This window comes from Promicromonospora iranensis (genome assembly GCF_028994805.1).
Taxonomy (GTDB): Bacteria; Actinomycetota; Actinomycetes; order Actinomycetales; family Cellulomonadaceae; genus Promicromonospora; species Promicromonospora iranensis.
The window spans coordinates 252,894-279,567 of the sequence record NZ_JAJQQP010000001.1 but is presented as its reverse complement, the minus strand read 5'-3'; the positions used below and the strand labels follow the sequence as shown (position 1 = coordinate 279,567).

Genomic DNA, 26,674 nt, shown 5'->3' with positions numbered 1-26,674 from the left:
TCCGCGCTGGTCCTACTTCGCCACAGTTCTACCTCGCCACAGTTCTATCTCGGCATGACGGGGGTCAGTCCTCCGACGCAGCCGCCGGAGCCTGCAGGCCCGCCGTGATCAGGTCCATCACCGAGGAGTCGGCCAGCGTGGTGGCATCGCCCACCGCCCGGTCCTCCGCGACGTCGCGCAGCAGGCGCCGCATGATCTTGCCGGACCGGGTCTTGGGCAGCTCGGCGACGACGAGGATCTTCTTGGGCTTCGCGATGGGGCCGATCTCCTTGCCCACGTGGTCGCGCAGCTCCTTCTGCACCTCGGCGGCGCCCTCCGGCGTCGACGCCCGGTTCGCGTGCTCGCCGCGCAGGATCACGAACGCGACGACGGCCTGGCCGGTCGTCTCGTCGTTCGCGCCGACGACGGCGGCCTCGGCCACGATCGGGTTCGACACGAGGGCCGACTCGATCTCCGTGGTCGACAGCCGGTGGCCGGACACGTTCATGACGTCGTCCACGCGGCCCAGCAGCCAGATGTCGCCGTCCTCGTCCTTCTTCGCGCCGTCACCGGCGAAGTACAGGTTCTCGAACCGGGACCAGTACGTGTCCTTGTAGCGTTCCAGGTCGCCCCAGATGCCGCGGAGCATGGACGGCCACGGCTCGGAGAGCACGAGGTAGCCGCCACCGCCGTCGGGCACGGGCTTCGCCTCGTCGTCGACGACGGTCGCGACGATGCCGGGCAGCGGGACCTGGGCGGAGCCGGGCTTGGCCGCGGTGACGCCCGGGAGAGGGCTGATCATGATCGCGCCGGTCTCGGTCTGCCACCACGTGTCGACGATCGGGGTCCGGTCGCCGCCGATGACGCGGCGGTACCACATCCACGCCTCGGGGTTGATGGGCTCGCCCACCGAGCCGAGGACCCGCAGGGAGGAGAGGTCGAACCCGCCGGGGATGTCGTCGCCCCACTTCATGCAGGTGCGGATCGCCGTCGGCGCGGTGTACAGGATGGAGACCTTGTACTTCTCGATCAGCTCCCACCAGCGGCCGCGGTGCGGCGTGTCGGGCGTGCCCTCGTACAGCACCTGCGTGGCGCCGTTCACCAGCGGCCCGTAGACCACGTACGAGTGGCCCGTCACCCAGCCGATGTCGGCCGTGCACCAGTAGACGTCGGTCTCCGGCTTCAGGTCGAACACGTTCTTGTGCGTGTACGCGGTCTGCGTGAGGTAGCCACCGGTCGTGTGCAGGATGCCCTTGGGCTTCCCGGTGGTGCCGCTCGTGTACAGGATGAACAGCGGGTGCTCGGCCTCGACGGCGACCGGCTCGTGCTGGTCGGACTCGGCGGCCAGCGCCTCGTGCCACCACACGTCGCGACCCTCCACCCAGTCGACGTCCTGCTCGGTACGCCGGACGACGAGCACCTTCCGCACGGACGTCGGGTCGGCACCGTCCTTGGGCGCGAGCGCCTCGTCGACGGCGGGCTTGAGGGCCGAGGGCGCGCCACGGCGGTACCCGCCGTCGGCGGTGATCACCAGCGTGGCCTCGGCATCGGCGATCCGGCTGCGCAGGGCGTCCGCGGAGAAGCCGCCGAAGACCACCGAGTGCGCGGCACCGACGCGGGCGCAGGCCAGCATGGCCACGACGGACTCCACGAGCATCGGCAGGTAGATGATCACGCGGTCGCCGGTCTGCACACCGAGGGTGGTCAGGGCGTTCGCCGCGCGGGACACCTCCTGCTGGAGGTCGGCGTACGTGACCGTGCGCGTGTCGCCGGGCTCGCCCTCGAAGTGGATGGCGACCCGGTCGCCGTGACCCGCCTCGACGTGCCGGTCCACGGCGTTGTACGCGGCGTTCAGCGTCCCGTCCGCGAACCAGCGCGCGACCGGTGCGCCGCTCCAGTCGAGGGTCTCGGTGAACGGCGTCTTCCAGGTCAGGAGCTCCCGCGCCTGCTCGGCCCAGAACTCGAGGCGGTCCGCCGACGCCTTCTCGTACAGGTCGGCCTTCGCGTTCGCCTGTGCCGCGAACTCCTCGCTGGGCGGGAAGCTGCGGGACTCGTGCAGAAGGTTCTCGAGGCTGGGGCCGGATGCCGGGTCCGACGTCGGGTGGGTGTCTGTCACGGTGACCTCCGGTGCGCGTCTTCGCGTTTCGTTCGAGCAGGTACTTGGCGCTGCCTTGGCGTTCTCTCTGCCCGGTGAGTGTAGTCCCGGATGGTGACAGTCCTCACAATCCGTGGTCACTCCCTGAGACACGGCCCGTCGGCCCGGAGGCAGGGCGTCCCGCCTCGGAATGGCCCGGCCGTCGGCCACGTTGGCCCGGGCGTGAGCCTCCTCTTCGAACCGATCACCCTCCGTGAGGTGTCCGTCCCCAACCGGGTCTGGCTGTCGCCGATGTGCGAGTACTCCGCGTCGGACGGGATGCCGGACGACTGGCACCTGGTGCACCTGGGCGCCCGGGCCGTGGGCGGGTTCGGGCTGGTGCTGACCGAGGCGACCGCCGTCGTTCCGGAGGGGCGGATCTCGCCCCAGGACACGGGGATCTGGAACGACGAGCAGGCGGCGGCCTGGAAGCGCGTGGTCGACTTCGTGCACGAGCGTGGGGCGCGCATCGGTATCCAGCTCGCGCACGCGGGGCGCAAGGCGTCGACCTTCCGCCCGTGGTCCCCGGTGCAGGGCACCGTCCCGGTGGCCGACGGCGGGTGGCCGACCCTGGGCCCGTCGCCAGAACCCTTCCCGGGGTACGACGCGCCGGCGGAGATGACCGCTACGCAGGTCGCCGACGTCCCTGAGCAGTTCGCCGCGGCCGCGCGCCGCGCACGGGAAGCGGGGTTCGACACCGTCGAGGTGCACGCGGCGCACGGGTACCTGCTCCATCAGTTCCTGTCGCCGCTGGCGAACTCCCGCACGGACGGGTACGGCGGGTCCGCGGACGGCCGCTCGCGCCTCGTCGAGGAGACGGTCGGGGCGGTGCGGTCCGCGTGGCCCGACGAGCTGCCGCTGCTGGTGCGGCTGTCCGCGACCGACTGGCGGGACGACGGCCTGGGGGTCGACGACGTCGCGGCGGTCGCCGGTCGGCTGAGAGCGCTCGGTGCGGACCTGATCGACGTGTCGACGGGTGGGGTGGCTCCGGCGACCATCGCCGTCGGGCCGGGCTACCAGGTGCCGTACGCGCGCCGGGTGCGGGAGGCATCCGGGCTGCCGGTGAGCGCCGTGGGACTGATCAGTGAGCCGGCCCAGGCCGAGCAGATCCTCGTGGAGGGTTCGGCGGACGCCGTCATGCTCGGTCGTGAGGCGCTGCGGGACCCGTACTGGCCGCTGCGCGCGGCGCACACGCTGCGCGAGAAGATCGGGACGCTGCCCGTGGACTCCGGGGTGGGAATGCAGCCGCAGTATGCGCGTGCGCAGTGGCGGTGACCTGCCGGAGAGCCAAGTGATGAGCGCGATTCCTGTGCCTGCGGCGTATCAACGCCGGGAGGAATGGCGAGCGCGGTGATTCTTTTCCAGCCGATCGGCATTCCGCGAAACGATTCGCCGTGCGGCCGGGCTCCTCGCATTTTCCGTTCGCGATCCGGAAGTGCGAGGGCCCGGCCACTGCGGTGGCGAGATCTCGGTCTACGAGCACGGCGCCCGGGAGCATCCTCAAGCCGGGTGCCGCTCTCACCAGCTGGACGGGGTGACCGTGCACTTCGCTTGCCGACCGATCGGGTCAACACCCTTTCGGTCCCCAGGGCACGGTCCCTTCCGCCCTGAATGCTTGCTGTGAACACAATCACACTGCCTTCTGCTAACAAAAGCAACCGGAGCGGACTCATCTTCACAATTGCCAATTCCTGTCATGTCGGCAATTGACTGCGAAAATCTTCGGCCTTGCCTTGGCTTGACCTGTTGCGGTAGATCGGACGACCTTGCTGGGTGGCCTCGCGTGCTCAGGCGCGCCGGGACCGGCGTCGGGCAGCGCGCCAGATCAGCCAGACCGCGACCCCTACCGCCGCCGTGCCGACCACGGCGATGACCGGGACGGGTTCGATGCGCGGGCGCAGCGCGATCGGACGGGTGAACGCGAGGACGCCCCAGCCGGACTCGGCGGCGCGCCGACGCAGGACCCGGTCCGGGTTGACCACGTAGGCGTGGCCGACGGCGGCGAGCATCGGGGCGTCGGTGATGGAGTCGGAGTAGGCGAAGCTCCCCGCGAGGTCGTACTCCTCGCGCGCGGCGAGCCGACGCACACCCACCGCCTTGTTGTCGCCGTAGTTGTAGAAGTCGATCTCGCCGGTGAAGCGCCCGTCCGCGACGCTCATCTGCGTGGACAGCACGTGGTCCGCGCCGAGCGCGGCGGCGATGGGCTCGACCAGCACGGCCGCCGACGCCGACACCACGACCACGTCCCGTCCCGCCGCGTGGTGGTCGGCGATGAGCTGCACCGCTTCCGCATAGACGTACGGGTCGATGAACTCGTGCACCGTCTCGGTGACGATCTGCCGGACCTTCGCCACGTCCCAGCCGGTCACGAGCGACGACAGGTGCGCGCGCATCCGCTCGGTCTGGTCGGCGTCGGCGTTGCCGATCATGAAGACGAAGTGGGCGTAGGCACTGCGCAGCACGTCGGCGTGCGAGAGCAGCCCGCCCGCGAGAAACGGCTTGGAGAAAGCCGCCGACGAGCTCGTGGCGATGATCGTCTTGTCGAGGTCGAAGAACGCGGCGGTACGCGGCGCGCGCGGCATCGTTCGAGGGGCGATCTGGGGAGCCTGCTCGGTCACGCGAAGAGCCTAGCGGGGCGGTCCGTCGGCGCGGGCCAACAGCGTGGTGTGCCGCCGTCCGGATGAAACCCGTCGGTTCGACCCGCAGCCCTTGGTCACCGTGGCACGGGGGAGCGAGCCCGACCACAACCACGACTTTCCCCAGCCTGTGCACAACCAGGCGGGCCAGGGCGCCTCCGCCCCGCGACGAACGCCCAACCTGATTGCGGAGCCCGGGCAGCCAGCCGGGGCGAGGACCGGGTCGCAGGCCCGGCGATGGTCCGGGACGGCCCGGACGAGGAGGCGGCGATGGTCAGCACAGCGGGCGGCATGGTGCCGGAGCCGGGGCGGGTGATCGGCGTGGTCGGCGCGTGCGGGGGAGCGGGTGCGTCGGTGGTCGCCGCATGCGTGGCGCACGGCCTGCGCCGGAGCGGCGAGCGCGCCACGCTCGTCGATCTCGACGCGCACGCACCGGGTACCGACCTGCTTCTCGGGGCCGACGGCGGGCGCGGGGCGCGCTGGCCGGACCTCGTCGAGGCGCGTGGAGAGGTCGACGGCGCCGGAGTGGTGGCGGCACTGCCGCGCTGGGGCACGGTGCCGGTGCTGAGCGGTACGGCGTCCGGAGCGCCGTCGGACGACGACGTGGTGCTCGGCGTCTGCCGCGGACTGGTGCGGGCCGGCGAGACCCTGGTGCTCGACCTGCCACGCCCCGGTGCGTGGGGGGCCGCCACCCGCCGGGGCGGGGGCGTCGCGGCCGAGGCACCGGGCAGCGACGGGCTGGCGGTGCGCACGCTGCTCGCGGGGTGCGACACGGTGCTGGTCGTGGTGCCGCTGACGCTGCCGGCGACCGTGGGCGCCCAACGTGTGCGCGACGCCCTGCGGAGCGCCGGTGTGCCGGACGTGCGGGTGGTGGTGCGTGGCCCGGCACCGGGCGCTGTCGACGAGGACGACGTCTCCGCAGCGCTCGGGCTGCCGGTCGTCGCGGTGATGGGTCGCGACGCGGGACTCGCCCGGGCGATCGAGCGGGGTGACGGGCCGGCGATGTCGCACCGGACCACGCTCGGCCGGTTCGCTGCCGACGCGGCGGCCGCCCTGTGAGCGCCCCCGCCGGCGAGACCTCCCTGCTCGACGACGTCCGCGCGCGCCTCGCGGCGGGCCGCACCGGCGCGGGCGAGGCCGTCCGCGAGGCGGTGCGGGACTCCGGGCGGGTGCTCGGGTCGGACGCGCTCCGGGACCTGGAGCGTGCCGCCCGCGCAGAGCTCACGGGTGCCGGACCGCTGCAGTCGCTCCTCGACGCACCTGACGTCACCGACGTGCTGGTCAACGGCCCCGACGACGTCTGGGTCGACCGCGGCGGAGGGCTCGAGCGGGTACCGGTGCATCTCGGCTCGGCCACCGGAGTGCGAGCGCTGGCCGTCCGGCTCGCCGCGCTCGGCGGCCAGCGGCTCGACGACGCCTGCCCGACCGTGGACGCCCGCCTGCCTGACGGCACCCGCCTGCACGCGGTGCTGGAACCACTGGCCGAGACCGGCGCGGTGATCTCGCTGCGGGTGCTCCGCACCCGGGCGTTCACGCTCGACGAGCTGGTGGCGGGCGGCGCCCTGCCGAGGCAGTGGGCAGGCCTGCTGCGCTCCCTCGTGCTGCGGCGAGCGAACGTGCTCGTCAGTGGCGGTACCGGCACAGGAAAGACCACCCTGCTCGCGGCACTGCTCTCCCTGGTGCCCGACGACGAGCGCGTCGTGACCGTCGAGGAGGCCCGCGAGCTGCGACCCACGCACCCGCACGTGGTGCACCTCGCCGCCCGTCGCGCCAACGTCGAGGGCGCGGGCTCGGTGGGCCTCGCGGACCTCGTGCGGAACGCGCTGCGTATGCGCCCCGACCGGATAGTGCTCGGCGAGTGCCGAGGTGCCGAGGTGCGGGAGGTCCTCATGGCCATGAACACGGGGCACGACGGCGGGTTCGCGACCCTGCACGCCAACGCCGTGGCCGTGGTCCCGGCTCGGCTGGAGGCGCTCGCGAGCCTGGCCGGCATGACTCGTGAGGCCGTAGCCGCACAGGCAGCCGGCGCCCTGGACGTGGTGCTGCACCTCCGGCGATCGCACGGTGCCCGCTACCTGGCGGAGATCGGGCTCGTGGGGCGCGGCCCGAGCGGGGAGCTGGAGGTCCGGCCGGCCGCACGGTGGGACGGCAGCGGCGGTTGTGCGGTCGAGCCGGGCGCCTGGGCGGACCTGACGGGCAGGTACGGGCCGTGGTGAGGTTCGCGGAGTCGTGGGGTGTGGGACTGCTCGTGGCGATCGGTGCCTGGCTGATGCTGGCACGCGGCGGCCGCCGGCTACGGGAGGTGCTCGTTCCTCCTGGGCGGGCGTCCGGCCCGGAACCGGGCGCCCTGACCGGTGCTCTCACCGGCGTCGCGCCGGTGGTCGACGTGACGTCCGCGGCCCGGCGACGGCGCACGCTCCGCGTCGCACGAGGCCCTGGTGGTGACGTGCGGGTGGTCGTGATGCAGGTGGTCGCGCTGCTCAGGGCGGGGTCGCCGCCCGGGGTCGCGTGGTCCCGCGCGGCGGACGTGGGCGTGGACCTCACGGGGGTGCCTGACGTCGACGAGCTCTCCCGGGTGCTCGGTGTACGGCACGCGGAGGCGGTAGCCGCGGCGACCCGGCTCGCGCTCGACGTCGGCGCGCCGCTCGGGCGGGTGCTGGAACAGGTCGCGGCGACGCTCGTCGCGGAGGCCGAGGCGAGAGCCGAGCGGGACGCGGCGCTCGCCGGGCCCCGGACGACAGGGCGGCTGCTCATGTGGCTGCCGATCGTCGGCGGGCTTCTCGGGTGGGCGCTCGGTGCCGACCCGGTGGGCACAGCCACCGACGGGGGTATCGGCAGCCTGGCTGTCGGCATGGGGCTCGTGTTGCTCGTGGGCGGCCGGATCTGGTCGGACCGGCTGGTGGCCGCTGCCCGCGGTGCCGATCAGGCGGGCGTGGACGTCCAGGTGGTGCTGGCGCTCGTGGCCGCGGCTCTGCGGTCCGGGGCCGGGGTGCCACGAGCGCTCGAGGCCACCGGCGTGGCGGTCGGGGGCTCCGACGGGCTGGAGCTGACCAGGGCCGCCCACGCACTCGTCCTCGGGGCGGACTGGGAGCGCGCCTGGACCGGCGTTCGCGGAGAGCTCGCCCCGATGGTCCGGGCCCTGCGCGGTGCCTGGCTGGACGGTGCCGCGCCGGGCGAGGCGCTCGGAGCCGCCGGAGAGGAGGTGCGACACGAGCGCAGAGCCACGGCACGGACCGCGGCCGCCCGGCTCGGGGTGCGGCTCGTGCTCCCGCTGGGTACCTGCTACCTGCCCGCGTTCGTGCTGGTGGGGCTCGTGCCGGTGCTGCTGGCACTCGGGATCGACCTGCTCGCCGGCTGAGCCGACGTCGGGCAGGAACCAGAGCTTCGGCGCGCTCAGGTGCGCCGGTGCCGTCCGCCGCACGGCGGGCGGGGCCCGCTGCTGCGGGCCGTCGAGAAGGCCCGCAGCAGCGGGCCGCTGTGCCCGGAGACGGGCGGACAAGGAGAAGACATGACGACGAAGACAGCGGTGGCCAGCCCTGAACCGGAGGACCGGGCGGAGAGCGACGTTGACGAGCGCGAGTCGGAGAGGGGGCTCGCTACCGCCGAGTACGCGATCGCGACGATCGCTGCCGCCGGGTTCGCGGGCGCCCTGATGGTCATCCTCAAGGGCGGTGACGTGAAGGCGATGCTCACGTCGCTGGTCCAGTCGGCGCTCACGATCGGCTGACCCATGGCGGAACGTGGGTCGGAGCGGGGCACGGTCACGGCGGAGCTGGCCATCGGGCTACCCGTCGTGGTCCTCGTCCTCGTCGCCGTGCTCACCCTCGCGGCCGCGTCCACGGCGCAGATGCGTGCCATGGACGCGGCCCGCGCGGGGGCGCGTGCGGTGGCGATCGGAGAACAGGGCGCTGCGGTGAGTGCCGTGGTGGCTCGGGTCGGCGGTCCTGAGGCTGAGCTCGCGCTCGCGCACGAGGGCGAGTGGGTGCGGGTGACCGTGACGCGCCCCGTGGCGGGCGGCTGGTTGTCCGGGACGTTGCGGGCCACGGGCACGGCGACGGCATGGGCGGAGCCGTGAGGTCGGAGTGCCGGGACTCCGAGCGTGGCGCCGGGACGGTCCTGGTGCTCGGGATCGTCGCCGCGATCCTGCTGCTGGCCGTCGGGATCGCGGCGCTCGGCGCCGCCCAGAACGCGCGCGGGGCGGCGCAGGCCGCAGCAGATCTCGGAGCACTCGCCGGTGCCACCGCACTGCGGGACGGTTTCGATCCGTGCGGTACGGCAGGGGCCGCCGTGTCACGCAACGGGGCGGAGGTCGCTTCCTGCGCGGTGCTCGGTGGCGGTGTCGTGCGGGTGGTGGCGACCCGGGCGGCGGGCGGCCCGGGTGGTGCCCTCGGCGAGGCGAGGGCGAGCGCGCGGGCCGGGCCGCGAGCCACCGCACCCGGCCCCAGCGGGGAAATGGGGTGACATGCGTTCAGTACAGGTCGTAGTATTCCTGCTATGAAAAGTACGGGAGATGCAACGAGCGTTCGGGATGCGCCTCCGCCGACGGGCGACGTGGCGCTCGATGTGCGCGACCTACGAATGCGGTACGGGACGAAAGACGTCCTCACGGGGGTCTCGTTCGAGGCCCACCGGGGCGAGGTTCTCGCCCTGCTCGGCCCGAACGGTGCGGGCAAGACCACCACGATCGAGATCCTCGAGGGGTTCCGCATGCGGTCCGCCGGCGAGGTCCTGGTGCTCGGCCAGGACCCCGCGCACGCCGACGAGGCATGGCGCGCGCGGCTCGGTGTGGTGCTCCAGTCGTGGCGCGACCACGGCAGATGGCAGGTGCGAGAGCTGCTCGCGTACCTCGCGCGGTTCTACGTCCCGTACTCGACCCCTGAGGTCACGCGGCCCTGGGACGTCGACGAGCTGATCAGGATGGTCGGTCTCGCGGAGCACGCGAACGCGAAGGTGCAGAACCTGTCGGGTGGGCAGCGACGTCGCCTGGACGTGGCGATCGGGATCGTGGGGCGGCCGGAACTCGTCTTCCTCGACGAGCCGACGGCGGGCTTCGACCCGCACGCGCGTCGGGAGTTCCACGACCTGGTGCACCGCCTGGCGGACTTCGAGAACACGACGATCCTGCTCACCACGCACGACCTCGACGAGGCCGAGAAGCTGGCCGACCGGATCATCGTGCTCGACGGGGGCACGATCGTCGCCAACGGTTCCGCGGAACAGCTCGCGCGCGAGCTGACCACCCAGGCGGAGGTGCGCTGGACGTCCGGTGGGCGCCGGCACGTCCACGCCGTGACCGAGGGCGATCCCACAGGCTTCGTCCGAGGCCTGCTCGCGCGGGACCAGGAGGTCACCGAGCTCGAGGTCAAGCGAGCCAGCCTCGAGGACACCTACATGTCGCTCGTCCACCGGGCCGAGACCAGCGGCGCCGAGACCAGCGGCCCCGACAAGAACACCGCCGATGCCGGCGGGCCCGGGCAGGCACCGTCCGAGCGGACCGAGGAGGTGCAGTCATGACCACGACCACGCGGACCGACGCACGGTGGGCGGCAGTACGTGCCGGGCTGTCCCGGGGCTGGCTCGAGACGAAGTACTCGCTCCGGGAGCCGGGCGACCTCGTCTGGAACCTGGCGTTCCCGATCATCTACCTGGTGGTCCTGCTGTTCATGCAGGGCAGCACGGTGCCCGGCACCGACTTCGCGCTGGGCGCCATGGTGCTGCCGAGCCTCGTCGGCATGTCGATCGGGTTCGGTGGGTTGACCGGTCCGGCCAGCACGATCGCCGTCGACCGGGAGGACGGCACGCTGCTGCGGGCCAAGGCGACGCCCAACGGGATGATCGGCTACCTCGTCGGCAAGATCCTGATGTTCGCCCTGACCACCGCGGTCAGCCTCGTGGCGCTCATCATCCCGGCGTTCGCGGTGGCCGGGGATCTGCGGCTCGACGTCCGCACCTTCGTCCTGCTGGTCCTGATCTTCCTCTTCGGGATGCTCGCCACGGTGCCGATCAGCGTCGCCCTCGGTTCACTGCTCAAGCGGGCCTCGCAGACCGGCCTGCTGTTCCTCGGCTCGATGCTGCTCATCGTGCCGTCGGGAATCTTCTACCCGATCACGGCGCTGCCCGAGTGGCTGCAGTGGGTGGGACAGGTGTTCCCGTACTACTGGCTCGGGCTGGGTGCCCGGTCGGCCATGCTCCCGGAGTCCATGGCGTCGGTGGAGATCGGCGAGTCGTGGCGCACTGCCGAGATGTTCGCGGTGCTCGGCGTCTGGGCGGTGCTGGGTATGGTGCTCGCGCCGATCGTGCTGCGCAGGATGGCCCGTCGGGAGTCGGGTTCTACAGTGGCGGCGGCCAGGGAGCGCTATATGAGCCAGGGGTACTGAGTTGGTGGGAGAGCAGTCCGACGTCGTCCACAACCGCATAGCGATGCTGCGCGCCGAACGCGGCGTCTCGCGGCGGGAGCTCGCCGAGGCGCTCGGGGTGCACTACCAGACCGTCGGGTACCTCGAGCGGGGCGAGTACAGCCCGTCGCTGCACCTCGCCCTGCGGATCGCGGAGTACTTCGGGGTGGCCGTCGAGGTGATCTTCTCGACGACCCCGTTCAAGCGTCTCGGCGAATAGGCGTTGGTCGTGAGCGTGATCGTTGCGACGATGCGTCCGTTCGAGGCGCAACGATCACGCTCACATCGAGGCGTTGGGGTGGGGCTCGTGGGAGAGGACCGCGTCCAGGAGCCGTACGGCCGCCGCCTTGTCGAGCGGAGCGTTGTACGAGCCGCACTTCGGGGACTGGACGCACGCGGGGCACCCGTCGGCACAGGGGCATGCCGCGATCGCGTCCCGGGTGGCCCGGAGCCACGTCGCACCCAGGTCGTACGCCCGTTCCGCAAAACCTGCGCCGCCCGGATAGGCGTCATAGACGAACACCGTCGCCTCGCCGGTGTCCGGGTGCAGCTCCGTCGAGACCCCGCCGAGGTCCCAGCGGTCGCAGGTCGCCAGCAGCGGCAGGAGGCCGATCGATGCGTGCTCGGCGGCGTGCAGCGCGCCCGGCGTCTGCTCGGGGGTGATGTCGGCGGCCCGCAGCACGAACTCGGGCACCGACCACCAGACGGCGACCGTGCCGAGCGTGTGCTCGGGCAGCTCCAGCTGCTCGGTCCCCAGCACCTGCATGTCCGGGATGCGGCGCCGCTGGAAGCTCACCACCTGCGACGTCACCTCGACCGGGCCGAGACCCCAGGTGATCGGTCCCCATTCACGCGTGACCAGGTCATGTCCGGGGCCGTCCTCGTGCTCGGCCTCGACACCCGGGTCGCCGGACGCCTCGGCGTCCTCGCCCCAGCCCTCGATGGCGACTGACATGACCGAACGGGACCAGGTGCCGTAGTCGAGCCGGCGTCGCTGCACGACGGCGGTGTGGTCGGTCAGGTCCAGGTGCGCCACCACGTAGGTCGTGCCCTGGTGCACGTAGACGGCGCCGTCGTGCACCTGACCGTCCGCCGACGCGGCGTCGACGGTGCCGAGCATGCGGCCGGTGCCCTGCTCCACCACGCGGACGGGCGTACCGCCCGCTCCCCGCAGGTCGGTGAGGCCCGCCGCGGCCTGATGGTGGGTCCAGTACCACCCGGAGGTCCGACGCCGGAGCGCACCTCGGGCGACCAGCACCTTCAGGATCCCCCGGACGTGGTCGGGGTCGCCGAACGCCGCGAGGTCCTCGGCCCGGAGCGGCGCCTCCTGCGCCGCAGCGCACAGGTGCGGGGCGAGCACGTGCGGGTTCGCCGGGTCGAACACCGTGGCCTCGAGCGGCGCGTCGAACACCGCCTCGGGATGCGTCACGAGGTAGGTGTCCAGCGGGTCCTCCCGCGCGACGAACGCGACCAGGCCGTCCGCTCCCGCGCGTCCGGCACGGCCTGCCTGCTGCCAGAGCGACATGCGCGTGCCCGGCCATCCGGCGATCAGCACGGCGTCCAGGCCGGAGATGTCCACGCCGAGCTCGAGGGCGTTGGTCGTCGCCAGGCCGAGCAGGTCGCCGCTGCGGAGAGCCTGCTCCAGCTCGCGCCGTTCCTCCGGAAGATAGCCGCCGCGGTACGCGGCGATCCGGCGGGCGGCGTCGGGGGCGGCGTGGCGCAGATGGTCGCGCGCCTGCTGGGCCACCGACTCCGCACCGCGCCGCGATCGCGTGAACGCGAGGGTGCGGGCGCCCGCCGCGGACAGGTCGGCGAGCAGGTCGGCCACCTCTGCGGTCGCCGACCGGCGTGGATGCTCCGGCGGGGCCTCGGTCGCCACCGGCTCGGCCTCCGGGTCGGGCTCCGGGTCGGGCTCGGTGGCGGGCAGCGCCCAGGGGTCCGGCTCGTCGTGGCCGGCCCGCCGCATCGACGACGTCGTGTCGACGTCGGCACCGGCCTCGCCGTCCGCGGGCGGGCGCCAGCCGACGATCTCGGGCGGCTGCCAGAGGACCACGGTGCGACGTCCGGAAGGTGAGGCGTCCTCGGTGACGGCGGTGACGTCGTCGGGCGCGACGCCGATGAGACGGGCCGCGCTGACCGCCGGCTCCGCCGTCGTGGCCGAGGCGACGACGAAGGTGGGCGAGCCCTCCCCGTACCGCGCCGCGAGCCGCGCGAGCCGCCGCAGCACCAGGGAGACGTGCGCGCCGAAGACCCCGCGATAGGCATGGCCCTCGTCGACCACCACGTATCGCAGCCCTTTCAGCAGCCGGGACCAGCGACGATGGTTCGGCAGCAGGGCGTAGTGGAGAAAGTCGGGGTTCGTCAGCACGACGTCGGCGTGGTCCTGGACCCACGAGCGTTCCTCGCGCGAGGTGTCGCCGTCGCACGTCGCGACGCGGACGTCGCGGGTGCCGGCCGCGTCGAGGATGCGTTCGAGCGCGCTCAGCTGGTCGGCGGCCAGGGCCTTCGTGGGGCTGAGATAGATCGTCGTCGGGCGGATGTGCGCCGACTGGATGTTCCCCGGGTCGAGCGTGGCGGCAGCAGCGGCGGTCCGCACCGCGGAGAGCGCGGGGAGCCAGAACGCCAGTGACTTGCCCGACCCGGTAGACGTCGCGAGGGCCGTGTGCCGCCCCTGGTGGACGAGGTCGGCGGCCACCGCCTGGTGCGTCCACGGCCGTTCGACGCCGAGCTTCCGGTACCCCTGCACCACCGTCGCGTCCGCCCAGCGCGGCCAGCTCGCGTGCTCCGCGGCGCGCTCCGGAAAGGTGCGAGACGCCGTCAGCCGCTCGGCGCGCGCGCCACCGGCGAGCAGCACGTCGAGGAGGGGGTGGAGGGAGACGTCAGGCACGCTGGACAGTGTCGCACCGCGTGGCGGGGCGGCGTTGTGGACGGCCGCGCACAGCAGATGCCGGGGCTGCCCGTGCGACCGTGCCGAGCACAGGAATTCACCCCTCTTTGATCCACCGACCTGGTGTCTTGCCCCGTGGCCACCGGTAGATTCCATGCGACCTTCCACCTCGTACCGGAACGGACCCATGCCGCGCTTCCTCAACGTCCGCTCGTTGTCACGAGTGGGCTCCTTGCTCGTCTCAGGCACCGTCGCCGCTGCTCTTGGCCTCTTCCCGGTGACGGCTGCGTTCCCGGCGGCTGCCGAGCCGGGAGCCGCCGAGGTGCTGACATCCTCCGGCGAGGGCGGCGACATCCCGAGCTCCAGCTGGCTCGCCGTCGGTAGCGTCAGTGGCCTGGTGCACGGTGGGACCGGGTCCGTCCAGGTGCGGGTCGCCAGTTACGGCCAGGTGGACGAGGCCGGAGGCGAGATCCTGGCGCGGATCGATGGTGTCGAGGTGGGTCGTGGCGCAGCCTCCTTGACCCTGCAGCCCCTCCCGATCGACCTGAGCAACATCGTGCCGGGTAGGCGGGATCTGGAGCTCTCCTACACGGGCTCGGACCGGTTGGAGCCGTCCTCGGTCACCACGTCGGTCGCGGTCGCACTGGGCCAGTTCGAGGCGGACATGCCCGCCATCGTCGGCACGGCACGCGTGGGTGAGACGCTCGTGGCCGATCCGCGTACGTGGACGCCGCTCCCGTCGTCGACCACGTATGTGTGGAGGGTCGACGGCGAGGTGCTCCCGGGCGAGAACGGCTCGAAGCTTGTCGTTCCACGATCTGCCTTCGGCAAGAAGATCTCCGTCGTGGTGACCGGTGCGCGGGCAAACTATGCGACCACGTCCAGCGGCAGCAACAGGACATCGAAGGTCGGTGGGATCTTCGTGGTGTCGAAGTCGCCCTCGGTCTCGGGCACCACGCGAGTGGGTAGCACCTTGAAGGCTGCGTACGGTACCTGGGCCCCGGTGCCGGAGGCCGTGAAGTACCAGTGGCGGTTGGACGGCAGGGCTGTCCTGGGAGCGACGTCGCGCACGTGGAAGCTGCCGCCGTCCGCGAGGAGCAAGAGGGTCACGGTCGCGGTGACCGGGGTGAAGACCCAGTACCTCGCGAAGACCGTGGCCAGTGCCGCCACGGCGACGATCAAACCGGGCATCCTCGTCGCGCCGAGGCCGACGATCACGGGCACCACCAAGGTAGGCGCCACGCTGAAGGCGGTTCGCGGCACCTGGAGTCCGCAGCCGTCCACGGTGAAGTACCAGTGGAAAGTCGGCGGCGTCGCGGTCCGGGGCGCGACGAGCTACTGGTTCAAGGTGCCCGCATCCGCCAAGGGCAAGCGGGTCGCTGTCGTGGTCACGGGTTCGAGGACGGGCTACGTGACCAAGACCGTCACGAGCCCGCTGACCAGCGCGGTCCGCTGACCGCGCCTGGAGCGGCTCACAGGTCGAAGAGCGTGGGCTGCTCCAGGTAGACGCCTTCCGTCTCCAGCATGCGCAGCTTGGTGCGTGTGCCGCCGCGGGCGGAGAACCCGCCGACGCGGCGGCCCGCGGCCAGGACGCGGTGGCACGGGACGATCGGCGGGAACGGGTTGCGGCCCATCGCCTGGCCCACGGCCTGAGCCGCTCCGGGCGAGCCCAGCTCGGCCGCCACCTCGCCGTAGGTGCGGGTCTCGCCGGGCGGGATGGCGCGCACCACCTCGTACACCCGGCGGTCGAAGTCGGGCACGGCACTCATGTTCAGGGGAACCTCGGCGAGATCGCCGACACCGTCGTCGAGCAGCCGGACCAGTGCCTCGACCGCCGGTGCGACCGGCGCGGGTCGGGCCTCGACGGCTCCCGGGTACCAGCCCCGGACCGCGCCCCGGACCTGGTCGGCGCCGCCGTGCGGCAGCGCCGAGCCGACGATCTCCGCGTTCTCGTCCCACACGAGGGCGCACTCGCCGATCGCGGTCGGGATCACCGCGAACTCGAGCCTGTTCCGGTCCATGCGCCACACCCTAGGCGGGACCACCGACACCCGGTCTGCCGGTCCGAGGCGTACGCGCCAGACTCACGGAACCGGTGCGAACGACCGGCGCAACCGGCCAGGGGTGGCGCCGGTCGTGGCCCGGACGGTGCGGGTCAGGTGGGCCTGGTCGGCGAAGCCGAGATCACCGGCGATCGCGGCCAGGTCGCCGTCTCCTGCCTCGAGCCGTTCCAGCACCCGGCTGACCCGTACCCGGTTGCGGAATCGGGTGAGGCTGGCACCGGTCTCCGCCTGGAACACCCGGCTGAGATGGGCGGGCGAGGTTCCCAGCACCCGGGCGAGGCTCACCAGGTCGCGCGCCTGGGGAACGTCTTCCAGCACGGCGTCCCGCGCCCGCGCGACCAAGCGCGCGCGGGCAGCACGCGCGCCCGGGGTCCTGGCCGCAGCCGGGGCGTCGTCCGACGGCGAGGTTCGTGCGGCGGCAGCCACCGTGCGGACCAGGCGCTCGGCGGGGTCCGCGGAGCCGCGCGCCGATCGCAGCAGGAGCCGGTGGGCCAGCTCGGCGACGCCGTCGACCCGCACGACCTGGGGCACCGCCCGGTCACCGGTGATCTCACGCCAGAGCCTGGCGCCCACGGACACGAACGTGCACATGTCACCGCCGGACGGGTGCGCGAACTGCTGCTCCACGCCCGGCATCTGGGCGTAGCCCTGCGTGACGTCCACGGCCTGCTCGACACCTTCGCTCATCAGCCGGAAGCGCCCTCGCCGGGGGAGGACGAGCCCGAACGAGTCGGACGGCTCCGCCGTGGACCACCCGTGGTGCTCGTCGGCGCACGCGACGACCCGCACCGAGTACTCGGGCGCGGTGAGGACGGGCGTGGACCGGCGCACGCGGCCACCGTAGCCGCGCTCACCGACACTCGAGCAAGGATCTTCAAGACCCGGCCCCACCCCCGGTCGGACGCTGGGGCGATGCGCAGACCTCTGCTCCTCACGGTGCTCCTCACCGCACAGACCATGGCGTCGATGGACGGCTCGATCGCCAATGTCGCGCTCCCTGCCATCCAGCGGGACCTCGGCGCGACGGGCGCGACGCAACAGCTGGTGCTCTCGTGCTACCTCCTGGTGCTCGCGAGCCTGATCGTCACGGGAGCCCGGCTCGGAGACCTCTTCGGCCACCACAGAGTGTTCCGGTGGGGGCTGACCGTCTTCACCGCCGCGTCGCTGTGCTGCGGCCTGGCGCCGACGCCGGGTGCGCTCGTCGCGGCGCGCGCCGCGCAGGCCGTGGGAGCGGCGCTGCTCGTCCCGCAGGTGTTCTCGCTGATCCAGCACCACTTCCAGGGCGCTGCCCGACGGCGGGCGGTGGGCGTCTACTCGATGGTCCTCGCCCTGGGGGTCGCGTTGGGCCAGGTGCTCGGCGGCCTGCTGGTGTCGGCGGACCTGTTCGGCATGTCGTGGCGACCAGTGTTCCTGGTCAACGTGCCGGTCGGCGTCCTGCTGCTCGCGGTGCCGGGACGGGTCCTCGCCCCGGGCGGAGCTGTGGTGCGACCTGATCGAGTACGGGCGGGCGACTTCGACGTGCCGGGCATCGCAGCCCTCGCGCTCGGCATGGCCGCGTTCACGGCGGCGCTCACCCTGGGCCGGGAGTCCGGCTCACCCTGGTGGACGTGGATCGTCCTGGGCGGTTCGTTGGTGCTGCTCGCGTGGTTCGTCAGGCACCGGGGACGGGCGCGGCGACCTGTGCTCGACCTTGTCGTGCTGCAACCGCGCGGCATGAAGCCCGGCCTGCTCGCGTGCGCCGTGGTGATGGGCTGCTACGCGGCATTTCTCTTCACCTTCACGCTGCACGTCCAGGACGATCTGGGCTGGACACCGCTCGCCGCCGGCCTCGCCTTTCTCCCGTACACCGCGGGGTTCGGGATCATGAGCCTGACCTGGACCCGGATGCCGGAACGTGTGGTGCGTGCGCTTCCCGTCGCCGGGCCGGTCGTGCTGGCGACCGTGGTGGCCGTGGTCGCGACCGGGGCTTCACCGTGGAGCCTCGCGCCGCTCCTCGTGCTCGCGGGCGCCGGGCACGCGGCGGGATACAGCCCGCTGGTCGCCGGCCTCTCGGACCTGGTTCCGCCCGTCCGGGCGTCCGCGTTCTCGGCGCTCAACACCACTGGTCCGCTCGTCGCGCAGACCGTGGCGATCGCCACGATCGGGGGGATCTACCTGGCGGCGGGCATGCCGTGGGCGCTCGGTGCGACGGCTGCGGTGCTCGTTGCCGGTTCGGCGTGTGCGGCGATCAGCCGGTGACCCAGCGCGCCGCGAGGTTGCCCGCCTTCTCCGCCGCGTCCGGTCCGCTGCTCGCCGTGGCGCCCATGTCCCCGGCCGCGGCGAGGCCGGCAGCGAAGCCCACCGCGTAGGTGGTGACCGGTGCGGCCGGGCGGGCGACGGCGTGCGCGGCGTCGCGGGCGAGGTCGAGGACCGCCGCGACGTCGACGGTCCCCCGCGGAAGGCCGAGCTCTGCCTCCAGCGCCTCTACCCAGCTGTCGAGATCTGTCATCTCAGGTCCTTTCGGTGGTCGTCGGTCGTCGCCCCGAGCCGGGCCGCGTCCGCCGGGGTGTCGATGTCGTCGCTCCAGCCTGCCCGGTCGGGCACCTCCGCGCAGCGAAACCCGCCGACCACGCGTTTCATCGGGGCACCGTCCGGGACGATCCCGAGGAGCGCCGCGTCGAGGGCAGCGCGGCGGTACAGGCCCACCAGCCACTGGGCCCGGCCCGCACGCACCAGGTAGGCACCGTCCACGGGTGCACGGGAGACGGCCTGTTCCAGGAGCGCGATCGCGCCCGCGGCGTACGGCACGTCCACCGCCAGGAGCAGCACCCACGCCGCTGCAGGGGTCGGGAGGGCGCGAAGACCGGCGGCCAGGCCCGCGACCGGGCCGCCGAACGGGGGGTCCTCCCGCGTGAGCACGGGCGCCGGGCGGACGCCGGCCAGCGCGTCGGCGAGCTCCGGCGGGCCCACCACTACAACCTCTCGGGCTCGGCCGCTCGCCGTGAGCGCCCGGTCGAGCAGCGGCTCGCCGTCGACGACGAGGCGCGCCTTGGCAGTACCGCCCAGCCGCGCGGCTCGGCCGCCCGCCAGCACCACGGCGTCGTAGGTGACCCCGGGCGGCGTGTCGGACAGGGGCACCGTCATCGCAGGAGCAGTACTCGGACGAGGTCCCCGGCGCGGACCTTGTCCACGTCCGGCGGGACGAGGGCCAGGCCGTCAGCGGTGGCGAGCGCGGAGAGGGAGTGGTGGGAGCCCGCGGGTACGACGCCGACAGGTCCCGCGCCGGCCACCGTGCCGCTCTCGGGCAGCGGGGTGAGCCGGACCGGGAGCACGAGCAGCCGTCCGGGCGATCCGGACCAGCCCGTCGCGGCGGCAAGTCGTACCGCGCGAGGTGTGCCGCTCTGCGTGGACATCGTCGACTCGGAGCACCACACCCCGCGAACGGGGTGCCGCCCCGACGAGCTCTCGCCACGAAGGCGGTCGATGGCCGGGCGGGCGAACAGCTCGAACGACGCGTAAGCGCCCACCGGGTTGCCCGGCAGGGCCAGCCACGGCACGCCGCCCCAGCGGGCCAGCGCCTGCGGCTTGCCGGGGGACATGGCGACGGTGGCGACGTCGACGTCGGTCGCGCCGGAGCCGCCGTCCGGCCCGGGTGCCGATGCCGCCAGGACCTCCCGGACCACGTCCGCAGCGCCCGCCGACACGCCGCCGGCGGTCAGGATCAGGTCGGCCCGCGCGCCGTCGTCGCCAGCCCGCACGGCCCGGTCGAGCGTTCGACGAAGGGCCTCCAGGTCGTCGGGCACCGGCCCGAACCGGACGACGTCGGCACCGGCCGAGCGGGCAGCCGCCGCGAGCATCGGCCCGTTGGAGTCGGTGATCTGCCCCGGGCCGAGCACGCTGCCGACAGGCACCAGCTCGGAGCCGGTGGAGACGACGGCGACCAGCGGCCGGCGTCGGACCGGTACGCGCACCGCCCCGGATGCGGCCAGCCCACCGACCTGCGCCGCCGTCACCTCCGTCCCCGCGTGCGCGAGGAGCTCCCCCTGGCGTACGTCCTCGCCCGCGCTCCGGACGTGCGGCCGCGGCCGTCGGGCGAGCGTGACGGACTTCTCCGCCCGGGGCGCGCCCGCGACGAACCGGCCGGTCGAGGTGTGTTCCACGGGGATCACGGCGTCCGCCCCGGACGGGAGCGGGGCACCGGTCATGATCCGTACGGCCTGCCCCGTCCTGACCTCGGGCAGGCGGCTCGGCCCTGCCGCGACGTCGCCGGTCACCCGGAGGGTCACCGGGCTCCCGTCGGGCGGCAGGTCCGCCGACCGCACGGCGTATCCGTCCATCGCGGCGCTGTCGAAGGGTGGGACGGAGACCGCGGCATACAGGTCTTCGGCGAGGACCGAGCCGAGCGCGTCGTCCAGGTCCCGCGTGCCGGCGCGCAGCGGGGCGACCAGGGCGAGCACGTGCTCGACGTGCTCGGTGACGCTGCGCACCTGCGGCTCCATGGGTCCGACCATAGGACAGCCGGGGACGACAGTGGTTTCGGAGCCCGCACAGCCTGACGCCGGGTGGTGTGAGCAGCCATAATCGCTGCCATGCGCCTTCATCACGTCCAGGTTGCCTGCCCGCCCGGCGGCGAGGGCGCCGCCCGCCGCTTCTACGGCGAAGGCCTCGGCCTCACCGAGGTCCCGACGCCGGAAGGGCTTGCGGGCCGGGCCCTCTGCTGGTTCCGCGACTTCGACGAGGAGGGCCGCACGACCGCCGAGATCCACGTCGGCGTCCAGGAGCCGTTCACACCCGCCCGCAAGGCGCACCCGGCCCTGGTGGCCGACGACGTGGCGCACCTCGAGTCCATCGGTGCCCGCCTGGAAGCGCTCGGCTTCGGGATCACCTGGAAGGACCGCCACACCTTCGACGGCTACGAGCGCTTCCACACGTTCGACGGCGCGGGCAACCGCGTGGAGGTGCTGACGCCGGTCGGGTGACACCCGGCCGGCCCCGAGAGCCCGGTCCCGTAGTCGCCCTCGAACCGGTGCACCGCGTGCCGGTGCCGTGGGCAACCCCTCACACGGCGCAGCAGACGACTGTGCGTTCTTCCTTACGGTCGATTAACTGCTCTTTGTCGGGCGATGAAACACCGCCTCCCTAGGTTCATACGCGTCGGTCCGACGTCGGGCCGGCCCCGGATCCGGCGCCTGTCGATCCGGGCGCGCCCGGCGTCGTCGGGCATACGCCCATGCAGGGAGGACAACGTGTCCACTCCGACAACACGTGACGACCAGACTTCGGCCGCGAGCGAGCCCATCGGCTCGACCGCCACCGAAACGGCGCCGAGGTCAGCCATCCAGCGGTACACCGGACGCTGGATCGACCACTGGGACCCCGAGGACAAGACCCTCTGGGAGGACGGCGGACGCCGGACCGCCCGCCGCAACCTCGTGCTCTCGATCTTCGCCGAGTTCCTCGGGTTCGGGGCCTGGGCCCTGTGGTCGATCGTCGTGCCGCAGCTGCCCGCGGCGGGCTTCGACCTGACCGTCGACCAGATGTTCTGGCTCATCTCGGTGCCCGCCCTCGTCGGCGCCACGCTCCGCATCCCCTACACGTTCGCGGTCCCCGTGTTCGGCGGACGCAACTGGACCATCGTCTCCGCGCTGCTCCTGCTGCTGCCGATCGGTGCGCTCATCCTCACGGTCAGCGACCCGACCACCCCGTTCCCCGTGCTGCTCGGTGCGGCGGCGCTCGCGGGCCTGGGCGGCGGCAACTTCGCGTCCTCGATGGCGAACATCTCGTTCTTCTTCCCCGAGCGGGAGAAGGGCGCGGCCCTCGGCTGGAACGCCGCGGGCGGCAACATCGGCACGGCGGCCGTCCAGCTCGCGGTCCCGCTCGTCATCGTGGCGGGTGCCGGCGTCGCGCTCGAGCGGGCCGGGCTCATCTTCATCCCGTTCATCCTGCTCGCCGCGTTCCTGGCCTGGCGCTGGATGGACAACCTCACCACGGCCAAGGCGGACCCGCGCGCGTTCGGCGTGGCCGTCCACCAGAAGCACACGTGGATCATCAGCTTCATCTACATCGGCACGTTCGGTTCGTTCATCGGGTACGCGGGCGCCTTCCCGACCCTGCTCAAGGCCGAGTTCCCCGACGTCGCGCTGCCGCTCGCCTTCCTGGGCGCGCTCGTCGGGTCGATCGCCCGCCCGCTCGGCGGCATCCTCGCCGACCGCGTGGGCGGCATGATCATGACCATCGGGTCGTTCGGCGTGATGGCGCTCGGTGCCATGGGCGCGATCTGGGCCCTCGGGACGGGCAGCTTCCCCGTGTTCTTCGGCTCTTTCCTCATCCTGTTCGTGGCCACGGGCGTGGGCAACGGCTCGGTCTACCGGATGATCCCTGCGGTCTTCCGGGTGAGCGGCGCGACGGCGAAGGCCGCCGCCGGGTGCATCGGCATCGCCGGCGCGATCGGCGCCTTCGGCGGGTTCCTCATCCCCCGCGGGTTCGCGCTGTCCACCACGGCGGCCGGGTCGCTCGTCCCCGCGCTGTGGCTGTTCATCGGGGTGTACGCCGTGATGGCCTTCGTGTGCTGGTTCGTCTACGGACGCGGCGCCATGGCAGAGGCTCGGGTCTGAACATGCTCGCTTCCCCCGGAACTGCCGTCGACTCGCACTGCCCGTACTGCGCCCTGCAGTGCGGGATGTCGCTGACGCGCTCCCGCACGGACGTGACCGCCGCGCCCGAGGTGCAGCCGCGCGACTTCCCCACCAACCGGGGCGGGCTGTGCCAGAAGGGCTGGACGTCGGCGGCGGTGCTCGGGGCGTCCGACCGCCTCGTCACCCCGCTGGTCCGGGGCGAGTCCGGTGAGCTGGAGCCGGTCAGCTGGGCCGCGGCACTCGACCTGGTCGCGTCCCGGCTCGCCGCCCTGGCCGCAGAGCACGGACCCGAGTCGGTGGCGGTGTTCGGCGGGGGCGGTCTCACCAACGAGAAGGCCTACGCGCTCGGCAAGTTCACCCGCACGGTGCTGCGCACCCCGAACATCGACTACAACGGCCGGTTCTGCATGGCCTCGGCGGCGGCCGGGATGAACAGGTCGTTCGGCGTCGACCGCGGCCTGCCCTTCCCGTTGTCCGACGTCGGGGGCGCGCAGGCGGTCCTGCTCCTCGGCTCGAACCTGGCGGAGACCATGCCGCCCGCCGTGCAGCACCTCGCCGGGGCGCGGTCGGCGGGCGGGCTCGTCGTCGTCGACCCGCGGCGGTCCGCGACGGCCCGGCTGGCGGAGGACCCTGCCTCCGGCCAGCCGGCCGAGGGCGTGCACCTCGCGCCCGTGCCCGGCACGGACCTCGCGGTGCTGCTCGGGCTGCTGCACGTGGTGCTCGCGGAAGGGCTCGCCGACCGCGCGTACCTCGCCGAGCGCACCACCGGGTTCGACGATGTCGCCCGGTCCGTCGCCGGCTGGTGGCCGGAGCGGGTCGAGTCGGTCTCGGGAGTGCCCGCCACCGAGCTCCGGCGGGTGGCCCGGCTGCTGGCCGCCGCCGCCCCGGTGCACGGCGGAACCGGCGCGTACGTGCTGACCGGCCGCGGTGTCGAGCAGTCCACGCAGGGCACCGCGACGGTCACGGCGTCGATCAACCTCGCGCTCGCGCTCGGCCTGCCGGGCCGGGTCGGGTCGGGCTACGGGGCCATCACCGGTCAGGGCAACGGCCAGGGCGGCCGCGAGCACGGGCAGAAGGCCGACCAGCTGCCCGGCTACCGCAAGATCGACGATCCTGCCGCACGCGAGCACGTCGCCGCCGTGTGGGGCGTCGACCCCGAGACGCTGCCCGGGCCGGGGCTCCCCGCCGTACAGCTGCTCAGGTCCCTCGGCACGCCGGGCGGGCCGCGCGCGCTGCTGGTGCACGGGTCCAACCTCGTGGTCAGCGCCCCCAACGCGAGCAGCGTCATCGAGCGGCTGAAGAGCCTCGAGCTCCTGGTCGTCTGCGACTTCGTACCGAGCGAGACGGCGCTGCTGGCCGACGTCGTGCTCCCCGTGACGCAGTGGGCCGAGGAGGAGGGCACCATGACGTCGCTCGAGGGGCGGGTCATCCGCCGTCGCGCCGTCGTGGCGCCCCCGGGCGAGGCGCGCTCCGAGCTGTGGATCCTCGCCGAGCTGGCGCGCCGGCTCGGCGCGTCCGAGCCGCTGACGTTCCCGACCGACCCGGCGGTGGTGTTCGACGAGCTGGCCCGCGCCTCCGCGGGCGGCCCCGCCGACTACTCCGGGCTGTCCCACGCGCGGCTCGACGCCGACGAGGCGTCCGACGGCCCGGGCCTGTTCTGGCCGGTCCCGGCTGCGGGCACCGCCGCCCCGGCCGAGCACCCGGGGACGCCGCGGCTCTTCCTCGAACGGTTCGCCACACCGGACGGACGGGCGCGCATGGTCGCCGTCGACCACGGGGGCCCGAGCGACGACGTCCGCCCCGGGGCTCCGTTCTACCTGGTCACGGGCCGGGTGCTGCAGCACTACCAGTCGGGTGCGCAGACGCACCGCGTGGCGGAGCTGGAGCGCCTCGTGGCCGAGCCCTACGTCGAGCTGCACCCGGTGCTGGGCTCCCGCATCGGGGTGCCCGACGGCGCCCGCGTGCGCCTCACGAGCTCGCGCGGCCGGGTCGAGGCCGTCGCGCGCTGGACCGACGCCGTCCGCCCCGACACCGTCTTCATGCCGTTCCACTGGAGCGGCATCGGGTCCGTCAACCAGGTGACGACCGACGCGACCGACCCGATCTCCGGCATGCCGGAGTTCAAGGTCTGCGCCGTGGACGTCACGCCGTTGCCCGACGCCCCGGTGGACGAGCGCGCCGAGACCGGCCCTGGTCTCGACACGCTCGACCACCAGGATGATGCACGCCGAACGAAGGAGCTCTCGACATGAACCTACGTGTCCCAGTGAAGGTGGTCGTGGTCGGCTTCGGGATGGTCGGCTCACGGCTCGTCGACGAGCTGCTGCGCCGCGAGCCCGAGGCGTTCGACATCACGGTGCTCGGTGCCGAGCCGTACGAGCCGTACAACCGGGTGCTGCTCAGCGACGTGGTGGCCGGCCGCACCGACGTCGCCGCCATCACCATGCCCCTGCCCGACGGCGCCCGGGTCAGCGTGCTCCGAGGCGTCGCGGCGACCGGCATCGACCGGGAGTCACGCGTGGTGACCGCCGACGACGGCACGACGCACCCCTACGACCACGTGGTGCTGGCGACCGGCGCGGCGGCCCGCATCCCGCCGATCCCCGGCCTCCGTACGGCCGACGGCGGCCTGCCCGCCGGCGTGCACGCGCTGCGCACCCTCGACGACGCCCGCGAGATCGTCGCCGCCACCGTGAACGCGCCCCGCGCCGTGGTGGTGGGCGGTGGCGTGCTGGGGCTGGAGGCCGCGGTCGGCCTCGCGGGCCGAGGGCTCAGCGTGACCCTGATCCACAACGTGCAGTCCCTCATGGAGCGCCAGCTCGACCCGGAGGCCGCGGACGTCGTCCGGTCGGGCCTGGAGGGGCAGGGCGTCACGGTGCTCCCGAACTGCCTGTCCAGCGAGGTGCTCGTGGCGGGTGGACGCGCGGTGGGTGTCCGGGTCAAGGACAACGCGGACCGAGCCTCGACCGGCTCGGCCGGCGAGGGAAGCGCAGGACAGCGCGACGAGGTGGTCGCCGCCCGGCTCATCATCTTCTCCGTCGGCACCATCCCCGAGACCGGGATCGCCGCGGCGGCGGGGCTCTCGACCGACCGCGGCATCGTCGTCGGCCACGATCTCGCCAGCCCTGACGACCCGCGTGTGCACGCGATCGGCGACTGCGCGCAGACGCCGGAGGGCTCGCGCGGGCTCGTCGCCGAGGGCTGGGACCAGGCGCGCCGTCTGGCCGAGAAGCTGGTCTCGCTGGTCGAGCCGGTCTCCCCGCTCGTCGAGCTCGCCGCGTCCGGCCCTCTCGGGACCGAGCCCGCCGAGCCCACCGCCCACCTCCGCCTGCCGCACGACGCCGCGCAGCCCAGCATGGCCGTCCGCCTGGGTGCCCTGATCACAGGCGGCGCGACCACGCGCGCGCAGTCGGACCGCGGTATCGACACGCGGGGGACCGACGTCGTGAAGGTCAAGGGTGGCCCGCTCAGCGTTACCACCATGGGTGTCTGCGGGCCGTCGCGCCCGAACGGTGCGACGCAGCGCGCGGTCCGCCTGGCCGACCCGGCGGCCGGCCGGTACGTCGAGGTGGTGGTGTCCGACGGCATCCTCGTGGGCGCCACCTGCGTGGGCGACCCGCGGGTCGCCGCCGACCTCACCGCCGCCTACACACGTCGCACGCCGGTCCCGATGGATCCCGCGTTCCTGCTGCTGACGCCGGTGATGCCGACCGCGGCCCCGGCGTCCTCCCCCGAGCACATGCCGGACGACGCGGTGGTGTGCCGGTGCAACGGCGTGACCAAGGGCGACATCACGCAGGCGTGCGGGGCGGACGCCCACACGGTCGAGGAGGTCGCGCGCGACACCCGGGCGACGACGGGCTGCGGCTCGTGCAGGGACGCGGTGTGCGGCCTGGTCGACTGGCTGAAGGAGACGAAGAAGCCGGTCCCGGAACCGGCCTGACGGGAACCCGCAGACTTCCGGCC

At 73.2% G+C, this 26,674-nt stretch carries 24 protein-coding genes; 16 read left to right on the top strand and 8 right to left on the bottom strand.

Annotation, left to right across the window (positions count from 1 at the left end):
• Positions 1–64: 64 nt before the first annotated feature.
• Positions 65–2,095 (bottom strand): acetate--CoA ligase, encoded by a 2,031-nt coding sequence (gene acs, locus LUM46_RS01185; protein WP_274991750.1) that lies wholly within the window; start codon positions 2,093–2,095, stop codon positions 65–67.
• 201 nt (positions 2,096–2,296) lie between these two features.
• On the opposite strand from acs, the gene LUM46_RS01180 reads away from it, so the two are divergent.
• On the top strand, positions 2,297–3,388 hold the full coding sequence (locus tag LUM46_RS01180) for an NADH:flavin oxidoreductase/NADH oxidase (RefSeq protein WP_274991748.1): 1,092 nt from the start codon (positions 2,297–2,299) through the stop codon (positions 3,386–3,388).
• Positions 3,389–3,900: 512 nt separating this feature from the next.
• On the opposite strand, the gene LUM46_RS01175 is transcribed toward LUM46_RS01180, so the two are convergent.
• Positions 3,901–4,731, bottom strand: a complete 831-nt coding sequence (locus tag LUM46_RS01175) for an HAD family hydrolase (RefSeq protein ID WP_374726951.1) — start codon at positions 4,729–4,731, stop codon at positions 3,901–3,903.
• 288 nt (positions 4,732–5,019) lie between these two features.
• Here LUM46_RS01175 and LUM46_RS01170 point away from each other — a divergent pair, with 288 nt between their 5' ends.
• The 9 genes from LUM46_RS01170 to LUM46_RS01130 all read left to right on the top strand — a co-directional run bounded on the left by LUM46_RS01170 (position 5,020) and on the right by LUM46_RS01130 (position 11,364).
• Entirely contained in the window at positions 5,020–5,808 is a 789-nt protein-coding gene (locus LUM46_RS01170; RefSeq protein WP_274991747.1) for a CpaE-like family protein, read from the top strand.
• Positions 5,805–6,965 (top strand): TadA family conjugal transfer-associated ATPase, encoded by a 1,161-nt coding sequence (locus LUM46_RS01165; RefSeq protein ID WP_274991746.1) that lies wholly within the window; start codon positions 5,805–5,807, stop codon positions 6,963–6,965. Before LUM46_RS01170 ends, LUM46_RS01165 begins: the two co-directional genes overlap by 4 nt.
• Positions 6,959–8,107, top strand: a complete 1,149-nt coding sequence (locus LUM46_RS01160; protein WP_274991745.1) for a type II secretion system F family protein — start codon at positions 6,959–6,961, stop codon at positions 8,105–8,107. The genes LUM46_RS01165 and LUM46_RS01160 overlap by 7 nt, the downstream gene beginning before the upstream one ends.
• 150 nt (positions 8,108–8,257) lie before the next feature.
• The gene (locus LUM46_RS01155) at positions 8,258–8,476 is read left to right on the top strand and encodes a DUF4244 domain-containing protein (protein WP_274991744.1); all 219 of its coding nucleotides are present in this window, start codon (positions 8,258–8,260) and stop codon (positions 8,474–8,476) included.
• Between the two features lie 3 nt (positions 8,477–8,479).
• Complete coding sequence (locus LUM46_RS01150) at positions 8,480–8,824, top strand: TadE family type IV pilus minor pilin (protein ID WP_274991743.1); 345 nt, start codon at positions 8,480–8,482, stop codon at positions 8,822–8,824.
• Entirely contained in the window at positions 8,809–9,210 is a 402-nt protein-coding gene (locus tag LUM46_RS01145; protein WP_274991742.1) for an Rv3654c family TadE-like protein, read from the top strand. Before LUM46_RS01150 ends, LUM46_RS01145 begins: the two co-directional genes overlap by 16 nt.
• 102 nt (positions 9,211–9,312) lie before the next feature.
• On the top strand, positions 9,313–10,263 hold the full coding sequence (locus tag LUM46_RS01140; protein WP_445376104.1) for an ABC transporter ATP-binding protein: 951 nt from the start codon (positions 9,313–9,315) through the stop codon (positions 10,261–10,263).
• Entirely contained in the window at positions 10,260–11,126 is an 867-nt protein-coding gene (locus tag LUM46_RS01135; RefSeq protein ID WP_274991741.1) for an ABC transporter permease, read from the top strand. Before LUM46_RS01140 ends, LUM46_RS01135 begins: the two co-directional genes overlap by 4 nt.
• Before the next feature lie 4 nt (positions 11,127–11,130).
• The gene (locus LUM46_RS01130; RefSeq protein ID WP_274991740.1) at positions 11,131–11,364 is read left to right on the top strand and encodes a helix-turn-helix transcriptional regulator; all 234 of its coding nucleotides are present in this window, start codon (positions 11,131–11,133) and stop codon (positions 11,362–11,364) included.
• Positions 11,365–11,424: 60 nt separating this feature from the next.
• On the opposite strand, the gene LUM46_RS01125 is transcribed toward LUM46_RS01130, so the two are convergent.
• Positions 11,425–14,031, bottom strand: coding sequence for a DEAD/DEAH box helicase (locus LUM46_RS01125; RefSeq protein WP_274991738.1), 2,607 nt, complete (start codon positions 14,029–14,031; stop codon positions 11,425–11,427).
• A gap of 277 nt (positions 14,032–14,308) precedes the next feature.
• Here LUM46_RS01125 and LUM46_RS01120 point away from each other — a divergent pair, with 277 nt between their 5' ends.
• Positions 14,309–15,487 (top strand): hypothetical protein, encoded by a 1,179-nt coding sequence (locus LUM46_RS01120; RefSeq protein ID WP_274991737.1) that lies wholly within the window; start codon positions 14,309–14,311, stop codon positions 15,485–15,487.
• 16 nt (positions 15,488–15,503) lie between these two features.
• On the opposite strand, the gene LUM46_RS01115 is transcribed toward LUM46_RS01120, so the two are convergent.
• Positions 15,504–16,052, bottom strand: a complete 549-nt coding sequence (locus LUM46_RS01115; protein ID WP_274991736.1) for a methylated-DNA--[protein]-cysteine S-methyltransferase — start codon at positions 16,050–16,052, stop codon at positions 15,504–15,506.
• 63 nt (positions 16,053–16,115) lie between these two features.
• Positions 16,116–16,925 carry a helix-turn-helix domain-containing protein gene (locus LUM46_RS01110; RefSeq protein WP_274991734.1) on the bottom strand — a complete coding sequence of 270 codons (810 nt, stop codon included), beginning with the start codon at positions 16,923–16,925 and terminating at the stop codon, positions 16,116–16,118.
• Positions 16,926–17,006: 81 nt separating this feature from the next.
• Here LUM46_RS01110 and LUM46_RS01105 point away from each other — a divergent pair, with 81 nt between their 5' ends.
• The gene (locus LUM46_RS01105) at positions 17,007–18,332 is read left to right on the top strand and encodes an MFS transporter (protein ID WP_274991732.1); all 1,326 of its coding nucleotides are present in this window, start codon (positions 17,007–17,009) and stop codon (positions 18,330–18,332) included.
• On the opposite strand, the gene LUM46_RS01100 is transcribed toward LUM46_RS01105, so the two are convergent.
• Genes LUM46_RS01100 through LUM46_RS01090 form a run of 3 tightly spaced genes read right to left on the bottom strand, consistent with a single transcriptional unit; the run spans position 18,322 to position 20,572 of the window.
• A complete protein-coding gene (locus LUM46_RS01100) occupies positions 18,322–18,582 on the bottom strand; it encodes a DUF6457 domain-containing protein (protein WP_274991731.1) in 261 nt (86 codons plus the stop codon). The genes LUM46_RS01105 and LUM46_RS01100 overlap by 11 nt on opposite strands.
• Positions 18,579–19,217 carry a molybdenum cofactor guanylyltransferase gene (gene mobA / locus LUM46_RS01095; protein ID WP_274991730.1) on the bottom strand — a complete coding sequence of 213 codons (639 nt, stop codon included), beginning with the start codon at positions 19,215–19,217 and terminating at the stop codon, positions 18,579–18,581. Before mobA ends, LUM46_RS01100 begins: the two co-directional genes overlap by 4 nt.
• On the bottom strand, positions 19,214–20,572 hold the full coding sequence (locus LUM46_RS01090; protein ID WP_274991729.1) for a molybdopterin molybdotransferase MoeA: 1,359 nt from the start codon (positions 20,570–20,572) through the stop codon (positions 19,214–19,216). The genes mobA and LUM46_RS01090 overlap by 4 nt, the downstream gene beginning before the upstream one ends.
• Before the next feature lie 90 nt (positions 20,573–20,662).
• Here LUM46_RS01090 and LUM46_RS01085 point away from each other — a divergent pair, with 90 nt between their 5' ends.
• From LUM46_RS01085 to LUM46_RS01070, 4 genes are all read left to right on the top strand, one after another.
• On the top strand, positions 20,663–21,052 hold the full coding sequence (locus tag LUM46_RS01085; protein WP_274991728.1) for a VOC family protein: 390 nt from the start codon (positions 20,663–20,665) through the stop codon (positions 21,050–21,052).
• Positions 21,053–21,319: 267 nt separating this feature from the next.
• The gene (locus LUM46_RS01080; protein ID WP_374726950.1) at positions 21,320–22,687 is read left to right on the top strand and encodes an MFS transporter; all 1,368 of its coding nucleotides are present in this window, start codon (positions 21,320–21,322) and stop codon (positions 22,685–22,687) included.
• Between the two features lie 2 nt (positions 22,688–22,689).
• Positions 22,690–24,960, top strand: coding sequence for a molybdopterin oxidoreductase family protein (locus LUM46_RS01075; protein WP_274991727.1), 2,271 nt, complete (start codon positions 22,690–22,692; stop codon positions 24,958–24,960).
• Positions 24,957–26,651 (top strand): FAD-dependent oxidoreductase, encoded by a 1,695-nt coding sequence (locus LUM46_RS01070; protein WP_274991725.1) that lies wholly within the window; start codon positions 24,957–24,959, stop codon positions 26,649–26,651. Before LUM46_RS01075 ends, LUM46_RS01070 begins: the two co-directional genes overlap by 4 nt.
• Positions 26,652–26,674: the final 23 nt, after the last annotated feature.